Origin of the sequence: Stenotrophomonas sp. LST15-1-1.1 (assembly GCF_040815575.1) — a bacterium.
Classification (GTDB): domain Bacteria; phylum Pseudomonadota; class Gammaproteobacteria; order Xanthomonadales; family Xanthomonadaceae; genus Stenotrophomonas; species Stenotrophomonas lactitubi_B.
Window position 1 is genome coordinate 79,365 of sequence record NZ_JBFPNJ010000029.1, and the last position, 21,576, is coordinate 100,940.

The window sequence follows — 21,576 nt, forward strand, 5'->3', positions numbered from 1 at the left end:
TGCAGGGAGGATGGCCTGAAGGTGTCTCATGTGCTTGGAATGACGCTGCCCCAGTCAGTTTCTTGGGGGAGCATTCGCGGAGGCGCCAATCGCGACGGACTTCACCCCATACGCATGGAGTGACTCTGCTGTTCCTGGATGCGGGCGTCCAACGCCTGCTGCTCGTTCTCGCGAGCAAGCGCGCGTTGGTCGCCAACAATAGCCAATTGCTGCAGGGATTCCACCATAGGCGTTTGTGCCGCCACCGCTGTGGGCATGCCTGCGCGCAAGTGGGCAGGGTCAGCCAGATCGCCCTGCACGACAAAGATGTTGTGCCCGGCCGGCTGGCTGGCCGTTGCATTGCTCAACAGCACGTGGTCGGCACGCTCCAAGCCCTGCTCACGCGCCTTCACGGTCAAGCTGGCGGTCAAGTTCTCACTGGTCGCGTCGAATGGCCGGCCGTGCTTCTCATCCAGCGCGGCTACACCTTGGCGAATCTGCTTGTGCAACGCGTAGTCGGGATGACCCGGCGCAATACTCGCCAAGCGGCGTCCTTCTGCGGAAGGAAGTTCGGGCTCTTGGTTGGAAACCACAAGTGGGCTCTTGGCGATTTCCCTGTAGGGATCATCGGGATGGAACTGAGTCGCTTTGACCTCACGCTCCAGGCGAACCTCACGGGTCTCGTTCAGGCGCGAAATCTCCTTCGCATCGGTTTCCTTCGTTGTTACATCGATGGGAGGAATGCCCCGGGTGTGGCTCCAACTGCCATCCTTCGCGTTGTACGTGTGGTAATCGATCTTGGTACCGATGACGTTGGGGTCGACAGCGTCGCGCTGCAGGGTCGCCAATGCCTCGAACTTGCTCAGCTCTACGAAGTAGAAGTGCCCGGCGGGCTGGGGCATGTCCAGGTGCACGCTGACCGCGGTCTTGCCAGCACGGAACGCACCGCCGGCCGTGTTGTCGAGCATGTTCTGCCAGACTTTTTCTGCCGCCTGCTCGCCCTTGCCGTGCTCTGTGGCGACCAGCAGCATGCGCGGTGTCCAGCAGTTCACGTTGAGATTGTTGGCCTCGAACGAGACATCGTGGGATTTGAGTGTGCTGGTATAGGGCAGGTTGAGGGCCAGCTCTGGCCTACCCGCTCCCATCCACTTTTTGCGTTCGGCCAGATCATTGCTGATCAGCTCTTGACCGAACGTCTCCTGCCTGCGTTCAGTGAAATCTACATTTTCGTTACTACCGAACAGCTTCTCCTGCTGCTCGGCGACTGCTGTTGCAAAGCTGTTGGCGACCCGGCCAGGCAGGCTGTCGTTGCGTACAACACCCAGCGCCAACAGCCCATAGCCGTCGTTGTCGGGAAGCTGTGCGAGGTAGTTCCAGTAAAGCTCTCGGTTCCCATGCTTGGCATAGAAATCCAGGACTTTAATGTCCTTATCGGTAAGTCCGCTCATGGTTCATCCTTGAAGTTCGATCACGACTTGGCGCGATAGCGGCGCAGAAGCTCGCGCACTGCAGCTTCCATGCGCTGCCAGTCGCTCAGCATCACGCGCGCGTAGGTCATCTCGATAGTGATGCTGTCGTCCAGATCGACCAGGGAATGACGGCACATGGCAACTCGATCACCGTCGGCGCGTTCAAGTGCCTTGCCATGCGCAACCAAGCCATCGGGAATCCTGTCCGCAGGATCGCAGCTGATGAACGTTTTCAGCTGGCCATCTGTTGAACGCGCCACGTACCAGTCCGGTTCCATCTTCGGATTGTGCACATAAGGCACGCCCAGCTCCTGTTCCGAATCCTTCGCATACGCGGTCAGCAACGAGGGATCGATTGCATAGGGAGTCAATCCCCATCGCTCGGGTTGTGCTACCCGCAGGTCCAAGCGCTCTACCGGGTCCCTGCGTTCCAGCGATCCTGCCTCGGTCGTGGCGTCGTTGCTGGACCGTCGTGCGAGGTAATCGGTGATGGGTACCCGGTCCAGGTAGTGCAGCTCGATCAGGACCTGCCGTCGGCTGTCCTGGGTTGTACGTACTGGACGGTCACCCGGCGGCGCTGCGTCAAAGTCGGGCCAGAACACGGTGAGCATGACCCCACCATCGGCGAAGGGACCGATCTGGTTGTAGTAGAGATTGGCCGGGAACATGAAACGGTGCGGCCCCAATGTGGCCTCGACCGGTTGCGTCGTATAGGTATGTCCGCCCACCGTGCGCGGGCTGGTTGCGTCTTCGGACATGGCGGTTCCGTTCTGATCCTTTTCCGTGGATGGAGACTTCGCACAGGCGGTTGCGCTTAACACAGCCACCAAGGCGAAGGACGCGAGCCGGCGAGCCGGTGCTCTGCTCATGGGCGATTTCCTTGCGTGATCGAAAACGACTATAGAGCGGCGGGGGAGGAAGCTCCAGTGGCTGCGCTTCTTCACGAGCAGCCTGCAGCCGGGTATCTCCGGCGATGTGGAGTCAATTCAGAACTGGCCGGCTGGCGCGGTATATAACAGCCTAGGACTGCGTGCTGGCATGTGAGGAACGGATGCAACACCTACTGAGACCATGGATGGTACTGCTGCCACTGCTGATGCGTGGCTGTGGCACCCAGGCCCCCCAGATGTACGGCGATGGTTTCCCCGTTGCCAAGCCGATGGATCTGGTCCACGCGAGTGCGACGGTAGAGGCGCGTTTTGAGCTGCCGCCGCCCTGGGAGAAAGACCCCAAACCTCGCACGTTCCTGATCGGCTTCCGTACCGGCGGGCCGCCCAAGCGCCCGGACATGAAACCGGGGGATGTCGACTTCCTTGAAGACGCGCGGATTCCCCTGAAGGTGCAGTTGTGGAAGCAGGATGGTGGCACCGAGACGCCCATCGCGCTGCAGGAGTTGAATCGTGATCTGCCCGCTGTCGGGCAGGGCAGCCGATATCAGCAAGCCAGTGGGGATGTGTTCGAATACAGGAATGCCGTCGGCGCGGATTCGAACAGTCTTGTCAATGCAGGAAAGTACGACATGTCAGTGGCGTACCGGGAGTACGAGGTGGCCCGTGCCGAATCCGGGAATCTGACGGCCGGGAAGTACCGGCTGGAGGTGACCAACCTTCAGGACAACCCGGAAGTTGCACATCTCAACATCGAGCTTCTGGCCGCCAACTACGATGTGAAATAGGTCTAAGGAAGACTCAACAGCGGTTCGATGCTTGCTTCGATTCCTTTCACATGTCACCTCCTGAAAACCTGATCTCATATACACACGTTCGGAATCCAGCGCGCTCATCAATGCGGTATGTCAGGAGGCTGGTGCTCATGCCTTTGCCCGCGTCGATAGGACGCCAGTAGCGCCTGACTCCACCTCTCTGGAATGGCGACTCCCCTAGGCCCTTGTAGCCCAGCCGTTCCAACGCCTGCCCCGCGCTATCCGCATCCCAATAGCAAACGTCGCCAGGAGCTTCGGTTACCGAAGGCTTCCCAAGCTGGTAGAAGACGACGGAATGCCGGGGGTAGTCACGCGGAGACTCAACAGAGAAGTATGAGGCGGCGTAATTGAAGCCTTCTGCCATCACCAGGTCTTTGGCGATGCTCCTGATGCTGACCTTCTCGTCCGGTACCAGGGATACCCCGATTGCTGCGCCGAACTTCTCAGGGCTGATGTCAGCTCGCGACTTGAGCGAATCGGCGTAGGCGAGGAGTCTCCTCTGAAGCTCCGACATCGAGATATCGGCGGGGCGGCTCACCGAAGCAGGGGGCCGGGTCTCGCCAACAGGCGTGTCTGATACGGGCGCGCATGCCGAGGATAGAGCGATCAATGCCAATGGCCCGACGGCTACAGCGGATCGGGCCAGATACGACATTAAACGCAGTCGGAGCGACCGATCCAGTGAGATAGGGGCCGGGCGCAATCGAGCCGAAGCGCCAGAGGTTGGGGTACCCATCAGCAAGTCCATTGCAGCGTTCCAGCCACTATACGGCGGTGCCCCAAACCACTCCAGCCGCGAGCTTTCGGGGTGCTGGTACTGCACGCTGGTTCACACATTCAGCAAGCCACCGCCATCCCGGCCCGAGCTCTCCACCTGCCCGCGAACCCACCTATGCGATCATCCGGCCAGGACCGCAGTACCCAACAAGGCTGAGCAGGCATGGAGCAAGCAACACGCTACACGGTAACCCTCTTTCTGGCCGCGCCCGGCACCCCGCTGAACAGCGGCGGCAGCTCACCGCGCGGCCACATGTATTTCCAGACCGCCGCCGGCGAAGAAGTACACAGCTACGGCTTCGCACCGCCGCGCCTGCCGAGCGCTGAGGCCGCTGCCGGTGTGCAGTACGCCGAGGTCGTACACGATGATGCCGACGAGCACCGCGACCCGTACTACAGCCGCACCCTTGAGATCAGCGAGGAGCACTACGGCTGCCTGCGCGATTTCGCCGAGGAGCCGGCCGAGTTCGGCTTCGACGTCGATCGCCCAGCCACCATCAATCGCTGCAGCGATTTCGTCTGGGCCGCACTGCACTACGCGGGCCTGCATTCGCAGCCGGCACCGCTGGATGGCGGCAGCAATCTGGGCGAGTTCGCGGTGTTGTTCAACCTGCCGGAAATCCAGTGCATTGCCGCACCGTTCCCGGCCAGCGAACTGAATGGCGAACAGCATCACCCGATGCCCGAACGCGAGGCCGAGCTGCACCGTGAGGGCGGTCGTTCGAGCCACGAGCCGCCGCCCAGCCCGATGGAAGTGGCGGGCACGCTGCTGGATCCCTCGCACCCGGACCACCGGCTGTTCGCGCAGCTGATCCAGAAGGTGGCCGAGCTGGACGCCGCCCACGGCCGCACCTTCGACGACACCAGCCAGCGCATCAGTGCCAGCCTGCTGGTGCTGGCCAAGCAGAACAACCTGTCCCGCGTGGACCACGTGCTGCTCAGCCGGCCGACGAAGAGCAGCCATGAGGCGGAGAGCATTTTCATCGTGCAGGGTGACCGCGATGACCCTGGGCATCGTCGCGCGAGCATCGCTACGGAGGTGGCGGCGCAGACCGATGTGGCCGATTCGCTGCGGTTGAAGGAGCAGTGATGCGGGCGGTGCGTGCGGTTGTTGCGTTTGCTGCGCTTGCCCTGTTGGTGGGCTGCGGCAGCGCCTCACCGCCAGCTGAAGCGCCGAAGCTGCTGACCCGGGCCGAGGCTGATGCACGCACCGTGGTGCCGTTCACTCGCGGCGTGCGCTTGGACAAGGCGGGGCGCATCGTGGATGTGACCTTCGAGGCGCCCGTGGTGGTCGACCCCCAGATGTCCTGGCTGAAGCTCGGGTTGAGAATGCAGGGCGCCGACCAGAAGCCTGTATCAGATGCTGCTGATCGCCTCAGGCGCGGGGCGTTTCAGACGCGGATTCGCTTGGAGCGTGTAGGCGGCTCAACGCCGGTGCCCATGCCGCTTTCAAGGTCGTCCGATGATGGCCGCGGCTGGCAAAAGCTTCCCCACGACGGCCGCGTTGAGCGTCTGTTCCAGGACAGTGTGGATACCTATCCTCTGGAGCAGGCTGGTCTCTTATCGCAGGATATGTTCTATGAGGTTCTGCAGATCGCCGATGCAGGTTTGATTGATCCGGGTCGCTATCGGGTTACCGTTGAGGTTGTGGAAGATCGCCCTGAGTTTGAGGGGATGCAAGCCGAGTTCATCGCCGCGTATTACTCGATAGGGAAGAAGTAGATCATGCAGGATGCAGCAGAACGTTACACCGTCACCATCCATGTTGCTGCGCCGGGCACGCCTCGTCGCGGCATGCGGGGCAATGAATGGATTGATCTGGATGACTCCGATGTCGGCCATATGTATCTGTCCCTCAATCGAGTGGGGGAAAAAGCAGACCCGCTGAGTTTTGGTTTCACCCGCAAGATCGAGCCGGATGGCAGCAGCCATGGCACGGTGGATGCCAATGATGTGAGGGTTTACCAGGATCCTCGCTATCAGCGAACGATCGAGATCAGCAACGAGCAGTACGACAAGATCGTCGAGTTCGCCAAAGATCCTGCCAAGCATGGCTTCGATGCAAAGAACTACAACCTTGCCTCCAACTCCTGCGTGGACTTTGCCTGGGGCGCCTTGAACCACGCCGGTATTCACGGCAACACCATCTTCGGTGAGTTCAAGACGTACGAAGGTACGTTGAAGGTGCTGGACAACATCGCGCCGATACAGAGCATCCGGCCACAGGTGAAAGGCAGCGAGCTGGATCGGGAAGAATGGAAGCCGATGCCCGTGCAGACCAATGCGATACAGCGGTGGTCCACGGACATCAATGATCCCGCCCATGAAGATGCCTTGGCCTGGACCGGTACGCCGGGCGATCCCAACCACGCCGACAACCCACGTCTGAATCAGATTCACGAGCGCGTGGTTGCGATGAATGCCTTCGGTGCAGACACCGGCAATGTCAGCGCCAGCCTTCTCGCGCTCTCCAAAGAGCAGCAGTTCGCCCGCGTTGACGACGTTCTGCTCGGCGAGCGCCGTGGCGATGCAGCGCCCAACCTCTTCATCGTGCAGGGCGACCGCAACGACCCGGCGCACCAGCGCGCCAGCCTGCCGGCTGACGTCGCGGCGCAGACGCCGGTAGCTGCCTCCTTCGAGCGCATCGAGCAGCTGGCGCAGGCACAGCCGCAGCGGGATGCCCAGCGGCAACAGGAAGAGCAGCAGCTGGCCCAGGCGCACGCCCCGCGCATGGCGTAGGCGCCCGGTGCAGGATCGCGCGTCCGCCATGCATCCGCAGGCGGACGCCACGGGCCCCACCTGCTACCATTCCCCCGCTACCCAGCCAGCCCCACCCCGCGCAGACAGATGCAGGGCCGGGCCGTCGAAGAACGGCCCCGCGAGCCAGGACACCCTCCGTGCCCATTGAAGGACGCTCGCATGATCCGCAATTCCCTTTTCCGTTCGGCCGCGCTGGCCGTTGCCGTGTCGCTGAGCCTTGGCGCTCCGACCGCCTTCGCCGCTGACGCCGCCACCGCAACCAGCCCAGCCACCGCCGTGCAGCGCCAGGCCGTCGCTCAGGGCCTGTACGAGCTGGCCTACAGCCCCAAGCAGAACGCGGTGTTCGTTGCCTCGTCCGGTGGCTTCGGCGATGACGCCGGCCCGGCCCAGGTGCTGCGCCTGAACCCGACTACGCTGGCCGTGGAAACTCGCATCCCGCTGGAGCGCAAGGCGTTCGGCGTGGTGCTGGACGACGCCCACAACCGCCTGTACGTGGGCAACACCGTGGACCTGTCGGTGACCGTGGTCGACACTGCGCAGAACAAGGCCGTCGGCACCGTGCAGCTGATGGAGAAGAAGACCGGCAAGGACGGCAAGGCCGCCTACACCCACGACCTGCGCGAACTGGTGGTCGACAGCGCCGCCAACCGCCTGTACGTGACCGGCCACAGCAGCCAGCCCGATGTGAGCAGCGTGCTGTTCGTGATCGATACCAACACCTTGAAGGTGATCAACACCATCCCGGGCCTGGGCAATGCCAAGGCGCCGGGCCTGGCGCTGGATGCGGCGAACAAGCGCGTGTACACCAGCAATCTGCTGGCCGATCTGGTGGTGGTCGGCACCGACTCCAACAAGGTGGAAGCCCAGCACAGGATCGCCGCCGAGCAGCCGATGAACATCGCGCTGGACCCGGCCGGCAAGCGCCTGTTCGTGACCGACCAGGGCTCGGAAATGCTGCGTGGTTACCAGGCCAAGAGCAGCGGCCTGGTCAGCAAGCACCCGGGCCAGCGCGTGCTGGTGCTCGACCGCAGCAACGGCAAGGAACTGGCCAGCATCCCGACCGACGCCGGCCCGCTGGGCATCCTGTTGGATGCACCGCGCAAGCGTCTGTACGTGACCAACCGCGAAGCCGGTACGGTGACCGCGTACAACAGCGACAGTTACCAGAAGGTGGCCACCTACGCCGTGCCGACGCACCCGAACAGCCTGGCGCTGGATGCGAAGAACAACGTGCTGTACGTGAGCATCAAGAACGGCGAGAAGGATGCCAAGGGCTCGGAAGAGAGCGTGGCGCGGATTCAGCTGTGATGCGATGACGCTGGGCCACGCCCGGCGTCCTGGCGCGTGAAGAAGGCAGGGTGCACACCCTGCCTTTTTCTTTGCCCGGTTGCAGTGCCAGCCGCCAACCCGCTAGGGTTGAAGCCCATGGCAGGGAGCCAAAGGGTCTGAATCATGCTGGGTATCCACCGCTGGCTGCGCGCCGGCCTGTTGATCATCTTGAGCTCCGTGCTGGGCGCCTGTTCCAGCCGCATCCCGGAGCCGCCGGAACCGCTGGAACTGACGCAACCGATTACGGTGGATCAGCCGGGCCAAGAGGTGCGGTTCGAGTTCGAAGCGAATGCGCTCAATTTCGATCCAGGCCGCACCTATGCGCTGGAGCTTGAGGTGCAACGGCAAGGCGGGCGCGAGAACGGCGAACCGGACATGCGCAAGTTGAATATTCCCTTTGAGGTGTCACTGCAGCGATGGGGCGCAGGTACCTGGCAGGACGTTCCCACCCATGACAGCTACCAGGCACTCGCGCTCAACGCGGGGAAGCCGCTTCCTGCATGGCACACATCCACTGCCTGGCGCTATGCAGCGTTGAGCGCGGGCAGCGGAGGCGAGTATCGATGGAGCATCGTTGCCCTGCCGTTGGAGCCTGGTGCTCGCTATCGCGCGCGGGTTCGTACCGTACAGACCACGCCGGAACTACAGCACTACGTGGCTGAGGTGCGGATACATGCTGCATGGCCTGTGGGTAAATAGCTGTCCTCACGTTGAATAGCTGCCCCTTCATCCGACTCCTGATGGGTTGCCTGCTTGCCCGCCCCATGGCACAGCGGCTAGGGTTGAAGCCCATGGCAGGGAGCCAAAGGATCTGAACATGCTGGGTATCCACCGCTGGCTGCACGTCGGCCTGTTGATCATCTTGAGCACCGCGCTGGGTGCCTGTTCCAGCCGTGATCCTGTTCCACCCGAGCCGCTGGACCTCACGCAGCCGATCGCTGTGGATCAGCCGGGCCAAGAGGTGATTTTCGAGTTCGAGATGAATGGACGCAATTTCACTCCCAGCCGCATTCATGCGTTGGAACTCGAGATGCAACGCCAAAGACCGTACAGCGCGGATGCGCCGGACTTGGAGCGCTTGAACATTCCGTTCGAAGTGGTCCTGCAGCGCTGGACAGGCGGGGCTTGGAAGGATGTGCCTACCTACGACAATTACCAGGCACTAGCACTCAACGCAGGTCAGCCGCTTCCTGCGTGGCATACGTCGGACACTTGGCGCTATGCAATGTTGCGGTCAGGTAGCGGCGGGCAGTACATGCTGAGTGTCGTTGCCTTGCCCCTGCAGAGCGACAACCGCTATCGAGTGCAGGTTCGCACCGTCAAAGCGATCCCGGAACTGGGCGAGTATTCGGCTCGTCTTCGCGTTCACGCTGCACGACCCGTTGGTAAGTAGGCTCTATCTACATCCCTTGGAAGGAACTGAAGGAACAATCTTATGGACAAGCCACGCTACACCGTAGATATCGTCATTGCGGCACCCGGGACCCCTCTGCTTGATCTTTCGACCGGTAAGCAGGAGGTTGTGGATGGTGTTCTGCAGACTTCCGCGCCGGGGCACATGTTCTACGTCCTGCACGCTACGGGTGTGCCTCCCCAGAGCTACGGCTTTGCACCTGTGGTGCATGGCGACATCAATGGGCCGGGCGACATCGTGAAGAAAGATGATCTGATCTATAAGGATCCGCGATACACCCGGACGCTCGAAATCAGCGAGGAGCAATACAAGAAGCTCGACGCCTTCGGCAAAGATCCCGAGGGGTTTGGCTTCAGCAAGCACTACCAGGATGTCCGCCACAACTGCGTGGACTTCATCTGGGAAGCGCTGAACCACGCGGGCATCGAGCGGAAAAGAAGCATCGACGTGAATGCGCTGGGAGGTCCCGCCGGGCAGCTTTTCCCGGATGTCCGCATTCCTCTGGACATCAACGGCGGGGGCAAGGACGGTTATCGTCCGCTGCGTAACATCCACGGCGTCGACAGCATCGATCCGCCGTTCCCCAACAGCGATCTCAACCGTACGAAAACCAACCCGATGCCGGATCGTACGTGGAAGCAGCGGCTGCTGAGCGACAACGACGACATCGGCGAGCGCAGTGGCGAGCGTTTGGTCGACGCACGCGTGGCGGGCAACGCATTGCATCCTCTCGACCAGCGGGTGCGGGCAGCGCTGGGCGACGCCGCCGAGCGCCAAGGGCTGCCGCCGGGACAGCAGCCCGAGCTCTTGGCGGGCCACCTGACGCGATTGGCAGTGCAGGGCGGCTACACCGAACGCGATACCTTGCAGGTGGCCTTCAGCAGTGGCGGTGCGGCGGATTCGCCAGGCTATGTTTTTCTGCAGCGCACTGGCGACACCGCTTCACCGGACCCTGCAGCGAACCGCCAGCGCTTGTCGCTGGTCGATGCCCAGCAGGGCACGGTTGAAGAGGTGTACCAACAAGCCAGCCTGCAGCATCAGGGCCGCGAGTCCAGCCGTGTCGCGCAGGAAGACCAGCTGCAGCAACAGACGCAGCAGTCCCAGCCGCGAATGGGCTGATAGCGGCCCATGCCACAGAGGCGTCGATGACATCGATGCCTGGTGGTGTTCACCCCATCCGATGCGCAGGATTCTGCTGCTGATCCTGCGCCTGTGCATCCAGCGTCTGCTGCTCGGCCTGCACCGGCTGTTGCCCACCCAGCCCCAGCTTCTGCAGCGACTCCTCGGCCGGCGTCTGCGCGGCCACGGCAGTCGGCAGCATTGCCCGCAGGTGCGCCGGGTTGGCCGGGTCGCCCTGCACCACGAAGATGTTGTGCCCGGCCGGGTGGTTGGCCGTGGCGTTGCTCACCACCACGTGGTCGGCGCGTTCCAGGCCCTGTTCGCGGGCTTTGACGGCCAGGCTGGCGGCCACGTTCTCGCTGGTGGCGTCGAACGCGCGGCCGTGCTTTTCGTCCAGTGCGGCCACGTTCTGGCGGATCTGCTGGTGCAGGGAATCATCAGGGGTCATTGGGGGCTCCATGTGGCCGCTACCGTGTGGCCGGATGTGGCCAGTGTAAAACGGTCGCGGGCTGCGCCGGTAACGGCTTTGTTGCTAGCCTGTGGCCCGGCGACGCAGGGGATGGCGTCCGGTGCAATGGCAGCGGGGGAGAACGTGGTGCACGGGGAGACAAACCGGATACGGGGACTGGCGGCTGCGCGGTTGCTGCTGGGCGTGGGGCTGTGGGCCTGCGCAGGTAGTGCGGTGGCTGACACGCCGGTAGCAGCGGACGATCCCGCCTGCCCATCGCAGGACTTCACCCGCTTCCTGCAACGATTTGCCGACCCTGCCGATGACCGGGTGCGCCTGCGCTACACCTCCGACCCGCTGGAGTACGAGGTGCCCATGCACACCGTGCGCGACGACCACGAGGGGCTGGCGGCCACGCATGTCGTGCTGGAACAGGGCGCCGCGCGATTGAAGCGCTTCAACTACCGCTACCTCGCTGCGTTCGATCTGTTCGTGCCTTCGCCGGTCAGCCGTGACCCGGTCGCGCTGGAGCGCATGCGCGCAAGTACCTACAACGCGCCCACACGCATCGATGCGATCGACGACAACGGGCAGCGCGTGACCTTCGGCAGCGACGCCGAGCGCGATACCTACACCTTCGCGCGCCGCTACGGCTGCTGGATGCTGACGCGCGCCAGCAACCTGCGCGACTGAGCGGGCGCCGCGGCGTTGATGTTTATTTGTCCGCCGGGCGGTGGTCGTAGCTGATCACCCGCTCGGCCTGCCATTGACCGTCCACTCGACGCCAGACCTGGATGAAACGCGCCTGGCCGGTCCAGCGTTCAACGCCATCGGTGCCGCGCTCATGGAAGCGGTGGTCGCCGATTTCCAGTGCGCGATCATCGTGCAGCGGAAAGACCTGCAGCGAGCTCTCCACCAGCTCGCGCCGCAGGTGCCAGCCGCCCTTGCGCGCGTTGTCGCACAGGTTGGCCACGCTGCGGCGGAAGTCGGCGCGACTGCTGGCGGACTTGCCATCCTTGTCATGGAAGAACTCCATGTCCTCGGTGGTCATCGCGGCGGCTTTGTCGGGGTCGCAGCTGTCGAACGCTGCGGCGAACAGTTGCGTGTCGGCTGCGCGGATCTGCTCGCGCAGGGTGTCGCTGGCGGGGGAGGTGCCGGCGACTGCGGCGGCGAGCAGGGGCAGGGCGAGCAGCATGGCGTGGCTCCGTTGAGGACCGGCGCAGACTGGCACGGGGGCCGTCTCACCGTAAGCGGACGCTGACGAAACGGGGCCAGGGCCCGACCAATGCCGCACTGGCGGGTGTGAACCTGTGCGGCCCGGCACCCGTGTACGCGATGTCATGGCCTGAGCCGATTCCATCACGGGCGTCTCCGTCGCGAGTGCCTAGGCTGGGGTCCTCATTCCCCCCCGGAGCTCCCATGCCTACCTCCTCCGTCCGCCTGCACATTGAAGACACCGGCGGCACCGGCCGGCCGGTGATCCTGATCCACGGCTGGCCGTTGTCGGCCGAAGCATGGAAGGCCCAGGTGCCCTTGCTGCGTGATGCGGGTTACCGCGTGATCAGCTACGACCGCCGCGGCTTCGGTCGCTCCGAAAAGCCTGCCGATGGCTACGAGTACGACACCTTGGCCGCTGATCTGGCCGGCCTGATCGACGAGCGTGACCTGCGCGACGTGACCCTGGTCGGCTTCTCGATGGGCGGTGGCGAGGTGGCGCGCTACATCGCCAACCATGGTGAGGATCGCCTGCACAGCGTGGTGTTCGCTTCGGCTGTGCCGCCGTACCTGCTGAAGGGCGCGGACAACCCGGACGGGCCGCTGACCCAGGAAAAGGCCGATGAGATGCGCCAGGGACTGGAGAAAGACCGCGAAGCGTTCTTCGACGGCTTCACCCGTGACTTCTTCAGTGCCGATGGCAAGCTGATGGTCACCGAGGACGAGCGCCAGGCCGCCATCGCGCTAGCCCATCAGTCCGACCAGAACGCCGCGCTGGGGTGCATGAAGGCGTTCGCCACCACCGATTTCCGTGCGGACCTGAAGAAGGTGACGGTACCGACGCTGGTGCTGCACGGTGACAGCGATGCCACGGTGCCGTTCGAAGGTTCGGGCAAGCGCACACACGCGGCCATCGCCGGCAGCGAGGTGGTGGTGCTGAAGCATGCGCCGCATGGCTGCAACACCAGCCACGCCGATGATTTCAATCTGGCCCTGCTGGAATTCCTGAAGAAGTAACAGCGACTACGGCATCATCCGCACATGACTACTGCCCGCACGCCGCCCTGGAAGAAGCACAACCCGAAGGGCCAGAAGACACAGCCCCTGACAGAGGCGCAGAAGGCGGCGGCGCGGCAGCGGGCGGAAGAGAACGGGCGCCGTTACCCGAACCTGGTGGACAACATGTGGGCGGCGAAACTGCCGCGCGGTTGAAGCCTTACTGGCTGCTGCGCCCCGGCCACGGCTGCCAACCCCATTCCCGCCATGGCGCGACGGTGCGGGCATGCATCGTCAGTGCAGCGCCGGACGATGTGCTGCAGGCGTGCAGGGCATCGCGCAGCGCCGCCACGTCCACCGGCTGGGCCGTGGCCACCTGCAGCAGTGTGCCTCGGCGACGCACCTGCACCGGCAGCACGCCATGTACCTCGACCGGGTTGCCGGTTCGGGACCTGCGATAGCGCATGGTGATGGGACGGACAGTCTGCAGCAGTACCGGCGTGCAGCTGTCCAGCAGGCGCAGCTGCTGCTCCGCCGGCGCCCGGACCTCGATGACGGTGGAGGGATAGCCCACGAAGCTCTCCACCATTACCTGGAAGCGCGGGCCGTCGGGCGTCAGGTAGACGGCCAGGCTTATCGTGCCGATGAAAACCATTGCTGCCAGCCAGATCCAGCTCCGCGGCACCTTCGGCGGTAGGGTGATGCTGTTCAGGCCGGGGCTGCGGCGCCGCAGGCGGCGATAACGCCGCTGTGCAGCGGAGCTGGGCAGCAGGCTGTCATCAGGCAGGGCAATCACGCGTGGCGGTAGACGGGCCAGCCGTCGATTGATCACCCGCGCGCCCAGCATCGCAACCGCCCCGCCCAGCAGTGCCGGCAGCACGGTACGCACGAACAGATACAACCCCAGCATCGCCAACACTCCTGCATTGAACGCACATGATGGCGCATCACCGGCGATGGTGTCGCATCTGCCAGCCGACAGCATCGATTGGCTTGGCTAGCATGCGCGTCACTCGCTGGGGATACACCGATGACTGCCTTCACTGCCCGCCTCGGACACTTCTTCGGCGCTGGCCTGATGTTGTTACTGCTGCAGGTGGTGGCGCTGCTGTCGGTCGGCTTGGCCGCAGGCTACTTCCATCACCGCGTGGACCTGCTGCTGGAGCCACTGTCCTTGGCCTGTGGTGGCACCGATCCGGGCGCGCGCCTGCACGTGGCCGAGCATCTGCTGGCGCGTGCCGGTGCGCTGGATGATTGGCAGCCGCTGTGCTGGTTGCCGATGGCAGCGCTGGTACTTGCTCTGCTGGGTACGCTCCTGGTCTGCGTACACTGGCTGCGCCATGTTGATGCGCCGCTACGCCGCAGCGCATGGGGCCTGCTTGCCCTGCACGCGGCGGCACTGCTGCTGGCCAGCGCGATGCTGCGGCTGTATGAGCATGTGTGGGAAGGCATCACCACAGCACTGCCGGCTGCGTGCATGACAGATCTGGCACCGGACGGGCAGGCGCTGCCGTCCTCGATGCGGCGATGGTTGCTGCAGCTGTTCGCCAAGGCCGAGCTGATGCCGCCGCACGCACCTGACGCGCTGGCCATCATCCTGTGTGGGCTGTTGCTGGCCGCGATGGTGGTTGGTGTGTGGCTGTGGCGCACCACTTCGCAAGCGAACCGGTTTTGATGCCGGCGCGGACCGCTGACTGGCACCAACCGCGGCATTTACGGCACTCTATGCGGATGAATACGGAAACTTCATCCAAGCACACCAGCAAGTTCCTCAGTCTGGTGCTGCGCCATGAACCCGAGAAGATCGGGTTGATCCTGGACGGCCAGGGCTGGGCCAACGTCGATGAGCTCCTGCAGAAGCTGGCTGCACATGGGCAGACGCTCGATCATGCCGGACTGCAGCACATCGTGGCGACCTGCAACAAGCAACGCTTTGCACTGAGCGATGATGGCCAGCGCATCCGCGCGAACCAAGGGCATTCGGTCACGGTCGATCTTGGACTGGTGCCGGTCGAGCCGCCACAGTGGCTGTACCACGGCACGGTGTCGCGCTTCGTCGGCTCGATCCGCGAGCAGGGCCTGCGTGCGGGCGAGCGCCAGCACGTGCATCTGTCACTGGACCGAGAGACGGCCCACCAGGTTGGCGCTCGCCGCGGTGCACCGGTCATTCTCAGCGTGCACGCCGGGCGCATGCATGCTGAAGGGCATGTCTTCTACCGCTCCGCCAATGGCGTGTGGCTGACGGACCACGTGCCGCCGAAGTACATCGCCGACTGACTCGGCCCGGCGCCGCAACGCCGCGCCCACACTCGGCTGCAAGGCGCAATCGCGCTACAGTCGCTGCATCCTCATCCCATGGATGTACCGATGCGTCTGTTCCTGCGTGCGTTGCCGTTGCTGTTGTTGTCACTCACCGTCCACGCTGCCGAGGTCGATCGGCGCATTGCGGTGACCATTGACGATCTGCCTTGGGCGCGCCTGGATGAGATCGTGCCGGCCGATCTGCAGGCGCGTCATGCTGCGTTGATGGCACAGCTGCGCCAGGCTGAGGTGCCGGTGATGGGTTTCGTCAACGGCAACAAGCTGGAAGTGGATGGCAAGGTGCAGCCGGCGCGCGTGCAGATGCTGCGCGACTGGCTGGATGCCGGCTACGAGCTGGGCAACCACACCTGGTCGCATATGGACCTCAATGCCAAGGGCGTGCCAGCGTTCCAGCAGGATTTCCTGCGCGGCGAGCAGGTGCTGCGACCGCTGCTGGCCGAGCGCGGGCAGACGCCACAGTGGATGCGTCATCCGTATCTGCGTGCGGGGCGTACGCCGGAAGATCGCGTGGCGATGGACGTGTTCTTCAAGCAGCACGGCTACCGCGTGGCGCCGGTGACGGTCGACAACGGTGAGTGGGTGTGGGCCTTCGCCTACGCCAACGTGATGAACGAGCAGCCCGACTCACCTGAGCGCGAGGCGACCCTGGCGAGCCTGCGCAAGGGCTATGTGCCGTACATGCTGAACAAGGTGGATTACTACGAGAAGCAGTCGCTGGCGCTGCTGGGGTATGCGGTGCCACAGGTGTGGCTGATGCATGCCAACGAACTCAATGCGGCGACCTTCGCCGAGCTGGTGGCGGCCACCAAGCGTCGTGGCTATCGCTTCGTGTCGCTGCAGGAGGCCATGCGCGACCCGGCCTATGCGCGGGGTGCCGAGGGCTACAGCGGTCGCTATGGGCCGAGCTGGTTGCACCGCTGGGCGATGGCCGAGAACAAGCCCAAGGAATTCTACGCCGGCGAGCCGGAAGTGCCGAAGTGGGTGATGAAGCTGGCCAAGGTGGATGGCGAGTGAGGCTCAGCGCTTGATGGCCAGCACGCCGTCCAGCGCCAGCTCGGCCTTGAACCCTGCCTTTTCCAGGCGCTTGGCCACTTCGCGGGGTACGTCGCGGCCGCTGGTCAGTTTGTTCGGCGCGCCGGTGTAGTGGAACAGGCGCCCCCCCTTGCGGATGACGCGGGCGAGGTGGTCGTAGAACACCTGCGAGTAGAGTTCGCCGGCGATGCCGAAGCGCGGCGGGTCATGCAGGATCGCATCGACGCTGTTGCTGGCCACCTGTTCGATCTGCTGCGATACGTCGCCGTGGCTGAAGTGCAGGCGACCGCCAGCGGCGGCTGAATCCGGATCGGGCGACCACGGATTGAGCGTGCGCAGCCACATCACGTCGGCGTTCTTTTCGAACGAGCGGATCTGGCCGACGCCGGCCTCCAATGCGCACGCAGCGAAGTAGCCCAGACCACCGCAGGTATCGAGGATCATCTTGCCGGCCGGGGCGACCAGCTCGACCTTGCGGCGCGCGTCCTCGAACGGCGACAGCTTGGAGGTCGGCAGCATCTTGATGCCGTCGATCTCGAAAGTCGGCGCGCCCCACTCGGTCGGCACCAGCTTGATCAGCGAGCCGCTGAAGCGGGAAATGGCGGAAAACTCCTCGCCATCCCAGTAGTACAGGGTGCGGTCCTTCAGCTTGCCCGGCCACGGGTAGTGCTGGCCACGGAAGGTGAAACCTTCGGCATCCAGCTGCGCGGCCTCTTCGCTGCGCCCCAGGTCGAGCGAGCCCTGCCATTCGGTAGCGCCCTTGTCATGGGCACGGCGCAGGGTGTCAGCGCTGTCGCGGGTCAGCAGGGGGCCGGTGTAGTGGGGCACGGTGGGTAGCGCAGGGTGGTTCGGGGGAGGGCATGGTACCGCAGGCGCTGTGCAGCCGAGCCGGGCATGGGCGCGGCGCTACCGCAGGTCGGTGCAGCTGAATCCGTGGATGGTTCCTTCTCCTCAGATCATGCCGACGCCTCGTGAGGGCTTCATGCCCTGCAACGCGCACGAACGGCGATGGGCATCCTGGGTGGCGGTTGGCTGCCGGTCGAAGTCGTAGCGCATGCTGCCGTCTTCCTGCAGCAACCAATGCACGGTTACACGCTCGGCGCGTTCCCCTTCGATTTCCCAGTCAAAGGTGCGCATCACCACGACCTTGCCGTCATCGGTCTCACGCACCTCGTCATAGGCACCCTGGGTCTTTGCGGTGCCAGCGGCCAGCAGGAGAAGAAAGAGCATCGGTATTCCTCCTCGAAACCGGCAGCGTGTGCCAGCGGCATCGCTGACGCCATGGGAAGAATTGCAATCTGGCCGCTACTGGCACTTCACCGCATACACCGGCCCCGCACCGATCAGCAACAGCGCCATGTAGTCGCTGTCGCGTGCCCGGGCCTTCAACGTGGCGCCGTCCTTGACGTGGAAGATGCCGAAGCCGCCGGCCATGCGGATCAGCGCGCTGTCGATCTGGTCGGCGTCGTCGCGGAAGTACTGCTGGATGTCGCTGCGGCTGGCCTTGTACAGCGCATTGGGTTCGCGCTGCCATTGGCCGTCGCGCTCGAAGGACACGAAGTACTGGCTTCCTTCCTTCTCGATGCGGAACTCGGCGGACCTGCGCGGGCTGGTGGCGAAGCAGCCGAGCATCGGGTCGGAAGAGAACGGCAGCTGGGTGTCGCCGGAACAGGCCACCAGCAGCAGGAGGGCACCGGGCAGCAGCAGGCGGAGCGCGCGCATGGGATGTCCCGACGGGGCAGGTGCGGCCAGTGTAGGCAGCACGCGGCGGCGCCCGGTACAGATTTTCGGCAAGAACCGCGCCCCGCCCGGGTCACGTGCTGCGATGGATCTCCACGGTCACGTGCACCAGCTCTTCATGGATCGCCAGCGCTTGGCGCACGGTGTCCGGATCGAGCGTGGCATCACTGGTGACCACGCTGGCGGCGACGGCGTACTTGCCACGCCCCACCTGCCACACGTGCAGGTCGGCCAGGCGTGCCGGCCAGGGACCCTGCTCGATCACTTCGCGTACCTCGGCCACCACCGGCGCATCCATCTGCGCGTCGAGCAGGATGCGGCCGCTGTCGCGCAGCAGGCCGATCGCCCACGCGGTGACCAGCACCGCGCCGACCAGGCCCATCACCGGGTCCAGCCAGGTCAGGCCGAGCAGCTTGCCGCCGAGCAGGGCGACGATGGCCAGCACCGAGGTGGCGGCGTCGGCCAGCACGTGCACGTAGGCCGAACGCAGATTGAGGTCGTGCCCGTGGGAATGGCCGTGATCGTGGTCATGCCCATGATGATCGTCATGGTCGTGTCCGTGTCCGTGGTCATGATGGTGATGCGCGTGACCGGGGCTGTCGTGCAGCCACCACGCGCATAGCAGGTTCACGCCCAGGCCGACCGCAGCGATGGCGATGGCCTCGTTGTAGTGGATGGGGGCGGGCACCCACAGCCGTTCCAGTGACTGCACTGCCATCAGCGCAGCAACACCAAGCAGGGCGATGGCGCTGGTGTAGCCGGCCAGGATCTCGATCTTCCAGGTGCCGAACGCAAAGCGCGGATCGTGTGCGTAGCGCCGTGCACAGCGGTAGGCGAACACCGAGAGGCCCAGCGCCAGCGCGTGCGAGCTCATGTGCCAGCCGTCGGCGAGCACGGCCATGGAGTTGAACCACCAGCCACCGACGATCTCGACCAGCATCATGCTGACGGTGAGCCACATGGCGCGACGGGTATTGCGTTCGGCCAGCGGGTTGCCGTCGTCGAAGCGGTGTTCGTGGCGGCGGGCAGCGGCGAGGGCGTCCAGGTGCATGGCGGCAGTGATGAATGGATACCCCCGTAGGGTATATGATCCGGTCATGGCGCATGTACACAGGAATCGAAAGCAGCTGCTGACCCGGGTCCGTCGCATCGGCGGCCAGGTGGCGGCGTTGGAGCAGGCGTTGAACGCGCCCGAGGGCGAGGCAGGCGACTGCGCCGACGTGCTGGTGCAGGTGGCCGCCGTGCGTGGCGCTGCCCATAGCCTGTTGATGGAACTGCTGCACGAGCACCTGCAGGAACACGTGGTGGGCGCGGAAGACCCGGCCCAGCGGGCGGCCGAAGCCGAGGTGCTGGTGGAGCTGCTGCGCCGCTACGGCAAATAGCCGGGAAATGCCGGCCGTTGGCCGGCAACCGCATGAACTGCGGACGTAGCCTGCAGTTGCCGGCCAGCGGCCGGCACTACCCCGTGGCGTTATCGGTGCCGGTGCCGCGCGTTCCAGATGTGCGTGGCGGCCAGCAGCAGGCTGCCGGTGACCGTCAGCGGGGTCTCCCACGCGTGCGAGGGCAGCGCCAGGGCGCCGGCCATCAACAGGGCCAGGCCGATACCGGCGCTCAACCACGCCAGCGCAGGCAGGGGATGTCGGCGTTCGGCGCGCCACAGGGCGAAGCCAGTCAACGGCAGCGCGATGGCCACGAAGACCAGGTGCACCCATTCCGCTTCGGCCCAGACGCCGAACAGCGGCAACGCGGCCGCCAGCAGGGGCAGTGCCAGGCAATGCAGCAGGCACAGGCTGGACAGGGCGACGGCACCGGCATCAAGCAGGGCGGCGGAGGGCGACTTCATGAAGGGAGGTTCCTTGCGCGACAATTGTTATAGAGTAACATTTCCGTTCCGCAGCCAACCCGCTCCGACATGAACACTGTTTCCCGCGCCGACCGTCGCCTTCCGGTCACCGTGCTTTCCGGCTTTCTCGGTGCCGGCAAGACCACCCTGCTCAACCAGATCCTGCGCAACCGCGATGGCCTGCGGGTGGCGGTGATCGTCAATGACATGAGCGAGGTCAACATCGATGCGCAGCTGGTGCGCGATGGCGGCGCAGAGCTGCGTCGCACCGAAGAGACGCTGGTGGAATTCAGCAACGGCTGCATCTGCTGCACGCTGCGCGATGATCTGCTGCAGGAGGTCCGGCGCCTGGCCGACAGCGGCCGCTATGACTACCTGCTGATCGAATCGACCGGTATCGGCGAGCCGATGCCCGTAGCGGCCACCTTCGCGGTGCGCGATGAGCATGGCTTCAGCCTGAGCGATATCGCGCGGCTGGACACGATGGTGACGGTGGTGGACGGCAGCGCCTTCCTGGCCGATTTCGGTTCGACGCTGCGCTTGGCCGAACGCGGCCAGCAGGCGGGGCCGGACGATGACCGTGGCGTGGTCGACCTGCTGTGCGAGCAGGTGGAGTTCGCCGACGTGATCGTGGTCAGCAAGGTAGACCAGGTGGAAGAGGAACTGCTGCAGGACACGCTGGCGGTGCTGCGCGGGTTGAACCGCGATGCGAAGCTGCTGCTCTCCCGCTTCGGCGACGTACCGCTTGCGGAACTGCTGGATACCGGCCGCTTCGATTTCGAGCGCGCGCAGCAGGCTCCGGGCTGGGTGAAGGAGCTGCGCGGCGAGCACACGCCGGAAACCGAGGAATACGGCATTGCCAGCTTCGTCTACCGCTCGCGGCGGCCGTTCCATCCGGCCCGCTTCGCACGCACGTTGCAGCACGGCATGCCCGGGGTGATCCGCAGCAAGGGCTGGTTCTGGCTGGCCAACCGCATGGATTGGGTGGGTGAGTTGAACAGTGTGGGCGCGGCCACGCGCACGCAGGCGGCGGGCTTCTGGTATGCGGCGCGCGAGCGTGTGCGCGCTGGCCAGGAGGACACCACGCCGCTGCTGCCGCCAACGCCACTGCCTTACAGCGATCTGGGCTGGGCCCGGCAGCAGGCCGACTGCTGGAGCGCGCCGTTGCCCGATGCACAGGAATTCCCGGACGCTGCCGCGCACGCGGCGATGGCGCGCCTGTGGCACCCGCTGTGGGGTGATCGCCGGCAGGAACTGGTGGTGATCGGCGTACACATGGATGAGCGCGTGGTGCGGAATGCGCTGGACGCATGCCTGCTCAACGACACCGAGCTGCAGGCCGGACCCCTGCTGTGGCAGCAGATGCCGCAGGCCTTCCCGGTGTGGAAGCGTGGATGAGTAGATCCACGCCATGCGTGGATGAATGCTCGG

27 protein-coding genes are annotated in these 21,576 nt (G+C 64.6%); 16 read left to right on the top strand and 11 right to left on the bottom strand.

Features of this window, described 5'->3' with window-relative positions; genetic code table 11:
- Positions 1-101: 101 nt before the first annotated feature.
- On the bottom strand, positions 102-1,427 hold the full coding sequence (locus tag MRBLST15_RS12975) for an XVIPCD domain-containing protein (RefSeq protein ID WP_367786133.1): 1,326 nt from the start codon (positions 1,425-1,427) through the stop codon (positions 102-104).
- A 20-nt stretch (positions 1,428-1,447) separates the two neighbouring features.
- On the bottom strand, positions 1,448-2,206 hold the full coding sequence (locus tag MRBLST15_RS12980; RefSeq protein WP_367786135.1) for a hypothetical protein: 759 nt from the start codon (positions 2,204-2,206) through the stop codon (positions 1,448-1,450).
- Between the two features lie 317 nt (positions 2,207-2,523).
- On the opposite strand from MRBLST15_RS12980, the gene MRBLST15_RS12985 reads away from it, so the two are divergent.
- The gene (locus MRBLST15_RS12985; protein WP_367786137.1) at positions 2,524-3,123 is read left to right on the top strand and encodes a hypothetical protein; all 600 of its coding nucleotides are present in this window, start codon (positions 2,524-2,526) and stop codon (positions 3,121-3,123) included.
- Positions 3,124-3,169: 46 nt separating this feature from the next.
- On the opposite strand, the gene MRBLST15_RS12990 is transcribed toward MRBLST15_RS12985, so the two are convergent.
- Entirely contained in the window at positions 3,170-3,664 is a 495-nt protein-coding gene (locus MRBLST15_RS12990; protein ID WP_367786139.1) for a hypothetical protein, read from the bottom strand.
- Positions 3,665-4,090: 426 nt separating this feature from the next.
- Here MRBLST15_RS12990 and MRBLST15_RS12995 point away from each other — a divergent pair, with 426 nt between their 5' ends.
- The 7 genes from MRBLST15_RS12995 (at position 4,091) to MRBLST15_RS13025 (ending at position 10,549) form a co-directional block, all read left to right on the top strand.
- Positions 4,091-5,017 (top strand): XVIPCD domain-containing protein, encoded by a 927-nt coding sequence (locus MRBLST15_RS12995; RefSeq protein ID WP_367786141.1) that lies wholly within the window; start codon positions 4,091-4,093, stop codon positions 5,015-5,017.
- Positions 5,017-5,649, top strand: coding sequence for a hypothetical protein (locus MRBLST15_RS13000; RefSeq protein ID WP_367786143.1), 633 nt, complete (start codon positions 5,017-5,019; stop codon positions 5,647-5,649). The genes MRBLST15_RS12995 and MRBLST15_RS13000 overlap by 1 nt, the downstream gene beginning before the upstream one ends.
- Before the next feature lie 3 nt (positions 5,650-5,652).
- Positions 5,653-6,666, top strand: a complete 1,014-nt coding sequence (locus MRBLST15_RS13005; RefSeq protein WP_367786145.1) for an XVIPCD domain-containing protein — start codon at positions 5,653-5,655, stop codon at positions 6,664-6,666.
- 180 nt (positions 6,667-6,846) lie between these two features.
- Positions 6,847-7,995, top strand: coding sequence for a YncE family protein (locus tag MRBLST15_RS13010; RefSeq protein WP_258266281.1), 1,149 nt, complete (start codon positions 6,847-6,849; stop codon positions 7,993-7,995).
- A 144-nt stretch (positions 7,996-8,139) separates the two neighbouring features.
- A complete protein-coding gene (locus MRBLST15_RS13015; protein WP_367786147.1) occupies positions 8,140-8,715 on the top strand; it encodes a hypothetical protein in 576 nt (191 codons plus the stop codon).
- Positions 8,716-8,833: 118 nt separating this feature from the next.
- Positions 8,834-9,409, top strand: coding sequence for a hypothetical protein (locus MRBLST15_RS13020; RefSeq protein WP_367786149.1), 576 nt, complete (start codon positions 8,834-8,836; stop codon positions 9,407-9,409).
- A 42-nt stretch (positions 9,410-9,451) separates the two neighbouring features.
- Positions 9,452-10,549, top strand: coding sequence for a hypothetical protein (locus MRBLST15_RS13025; protein ID WP_367786151.1), 1,098 nt, complete (start codon positions 9,452-9,454; stop codon positions 10,547-10,549).
- Between the two features lie 49 nt (positions 10,550-10,598).
- On the opposite strand, the gene MRBLST15_RS13030 is transcribed toward MRBLST15_RS13025, so the two are convergent.
- Complete coding sequence (locus MRBLST15_RS13030) at positions 10,599-10,997, bottom strand: XVIPCD domain-containing protein (RefSeq protein WP_243380336.1); 399 nt, start codon at positions 10,995-10,997, stop codon at positions 10,599-10,601.
- Between the two features lie 147 nt (positions 10,998-11,144).
- Between MRBLST15_RS13030 and MRBLST15_RS13035 the strand changes: the two genes are divergently transcribed.
- Positions 11,145-11,690, top strand: coding sequence for a hypothetical protein (locus tag MRBLST15_RS13035; RefSeq protein ID WP_367786153.1), 546 nt, complete (start codon positions 11,145-11,147; stop codon positions 11,688-11,690).
- 22 nt (positions 11,691-11,712) lie between these two features.
- Here MRBLST15_RS13035 and MRBLST15_RS13040 read toward each other — a convergent pair whose 3' ends face one another.
- Positions 11,713-12,192 (bottom strand): nuclear transport factor 2 family protein, encoded by a 480-nt coding sequence (locus tag MRBLST15_RS13040; RefSeq protein WP_367786155.1) that lies wholly within the window; start codon positions 12,190-12,192, stop codon positions 11,713-11,715.
- Positions 12,193-12,416: 224 nt separating this feature from the next.
- Here MRBLST15_RS13040 and MRBLST15_RS13045 point away from each other — a divergent pair, with 224 nt between their 5' ends.
- Positions 12,417-13,229, top strand: coding sequence for an alpha/beta fold hydrolase (locus MRBLST15_RS13045; protein WP_367786157.1), 813 nt, complete (start codon positions 12,417-12,419; stop codon positions 13,227-13,229).
- A 24-nt stretch (positions 13,230-13,253) separates the two neighbouring features.
- On the top strand, positions 13,254-13,424 hold the full coding sequence (locus MRBLST15_RS13050; RefSeq protein WP_367786159.1) for a hypothetical protein: 171 nt from the start codon (positions 13,254-13,256) through the stop codon (positions 13,422-13,424).
- A 4-nt stretch (positions 13,425-13,428) separates the two neighbouring features.
- Here the strand turns inward: MRBLST15_RS13050 and MRBLST15_RS13055 are convergent, their stop codons facing one another.
- Positions 13,429-14,118: a hypothetical protein gene (locus MRBLST15_RS13055; RefSeq protein ID WP_312705336.1), complete on the bottom strand. Its 690-nt coding sequence runs from the start codon at positions 14,116-14,118 to the stop codon at positions 13,429-13,431.
- 120 nt (positions 14,119-14,238) lie between these two features.
- On the opposite strand from MRBLST15_RS13055, the gene MRBLST15_RS13060 reads away from it, so the two are divergent.
- The 3 genes from MRBLST15_RS13060 to MRBLST15_RS13070 all read left to right on the top strand — a co-directional run bounded on the left by MRBLST15_RS13060 (position 14,239) and on the right by MRBLST15_RS13070 (position 16,544).
- Positions 14,239-14,883, top strand: a complete 645-nt coding sequence (locus MRBLST15_RS13060) for a hypothetical protein (RefSeq protein WP_367786161.1) — start codon at positions 14,239-14,241, stop codon at positions 14,881-14,883.
- A 56-nt stretch (positions 14,884-14,939) separates the two neighbouring features.
- A complete protein-coding gene (locus MRBLST15_RS13065) occupies positions 14,940-15,485 on the top strand; it encodes an RNA 2'-phosphotransferase (protein ID WP_414716149.1) in 546 nt (181 codons plus the stop codon).
- A 90-nt stretch (positions 15,486-15,575) separates the two neighbouring features.
- Positions 15,576-16,544 carry a polysaccharide deacetylase family protein gene (locus MRBLST15_RS13070; protein ID WP_367786164.1) on the top strand — a complete coding sequence of 323 codons (969 nt, stop codon included), beginning with the start codon at positions 15,576-15,578 and terminating at the stop codon, positions 16,542-16,544.
- Positions 16,545-16,547: 3 nt separating this feature from the next.
- Here the strand turns inward: MRBLST15_RS13070 and MRBLST15_RS13075 are convergent, their stop codons facing one another.
- The 4 genes from MRBLST15_RS13075 to dmeF form a co-directional block, all read right to left on the bottom strand.
- Positions 16,548-17,390 (bottom strand): class I SAM-dependent methyltransferase, encoded by an 843-nt coding sequence (locus tag MRBLST15_RS13075; RefSeq protein ID WP_312705340.1) that lies wholly within the window; start codon positions 17,388-17,390, stop codon positions 16,548-16,550.
- A gap of 123 nt (positions 17,391-17,513) precedes the next feature.
- Positions 17,514-17,792, bottom strand: coding sequence for a hypothetical protein (locus tag MRBLST15_RS13080; protein WP_367786166.1), 279 nt, complete (start codon positions 17,790-17,792; stop codon positions 17,514-17,516).
- Between the two features lie 75 nt (positions 17,793-17,867).
- On the bottom strand, positions 17,868-18,284 hold the full coding sequence (locus tag MRBLST15_RS13085) for a hypothetical protein (RefSeq protein WP_367786168.1): 417 nt from the start codon (positions 18,282-18,284) through the stop codon (positions 17,868-17,870).
- 91 nt (positions 18,285-18,375) lie between these two features.
- Positions 18,376-19,353, bottom strand: coding sequence for a CDF family Co(II)/Ni(II) efflux transporter DmeF (gene dmeF, locus MRBLST15_RS13090; protein WP_367786170.1), 978 nt, complete (start codon positions 19,351-19,353; stop codon positions 18,376-18,378).
- A gap of 46 nt (positions 19,354-19,399) precedes the next feature.
- On the opposite strand from dmeF, the gene MRBLST15_RS13095 reads away from it, so the two are divergent.
- A complete protein-coding gene (locus tag MRBLST15_RS13095; RefSeq protein ID WP_367786172.1) occupies positions 19,400-19,684 on the top strand; it encodes a metal/formaldehyde-sensitive transcriptional repressor in 285 nt (94 codons plus the stop codon).
- A gap of 89 nt (positions 19,685-19,773) precedes the next feature.
- Here MRBLST15_RS13095 and MRBLST15_RS13100 read toward each other — a convergent pair whose 3' ends face one another.
- Positions 19,774-20,145, bottom strand: coding sequence for a MerC domain-containing protein (locus tag MRBLST15_RS13100; RefSeq protein WP_340572521.1), 372 nt, complete (start codon positions 20,143-20,145; stop codon positions 19,774-19,776).
- 69 nt (positions 20,146-20,214) lie between these two features.
- Here MRBLST15_RS13100 and MRBLST15_RS13105 point away from each other — a divergent pair, with 69 nt between their 5' ends.
- Positions 20,215-21,543: a GTP-binding protein gene (locus tag MRBLST15_RS13105; protein WP_265956004.1), complete on the top strand. Its 1,329-nt coding sequence runs from the start codon at positions 20,215-20,217 to the stop codon at positions 21,541-21,543.
- Positions 21,544-21,576 lie beyond the last annotated feature (33 nt).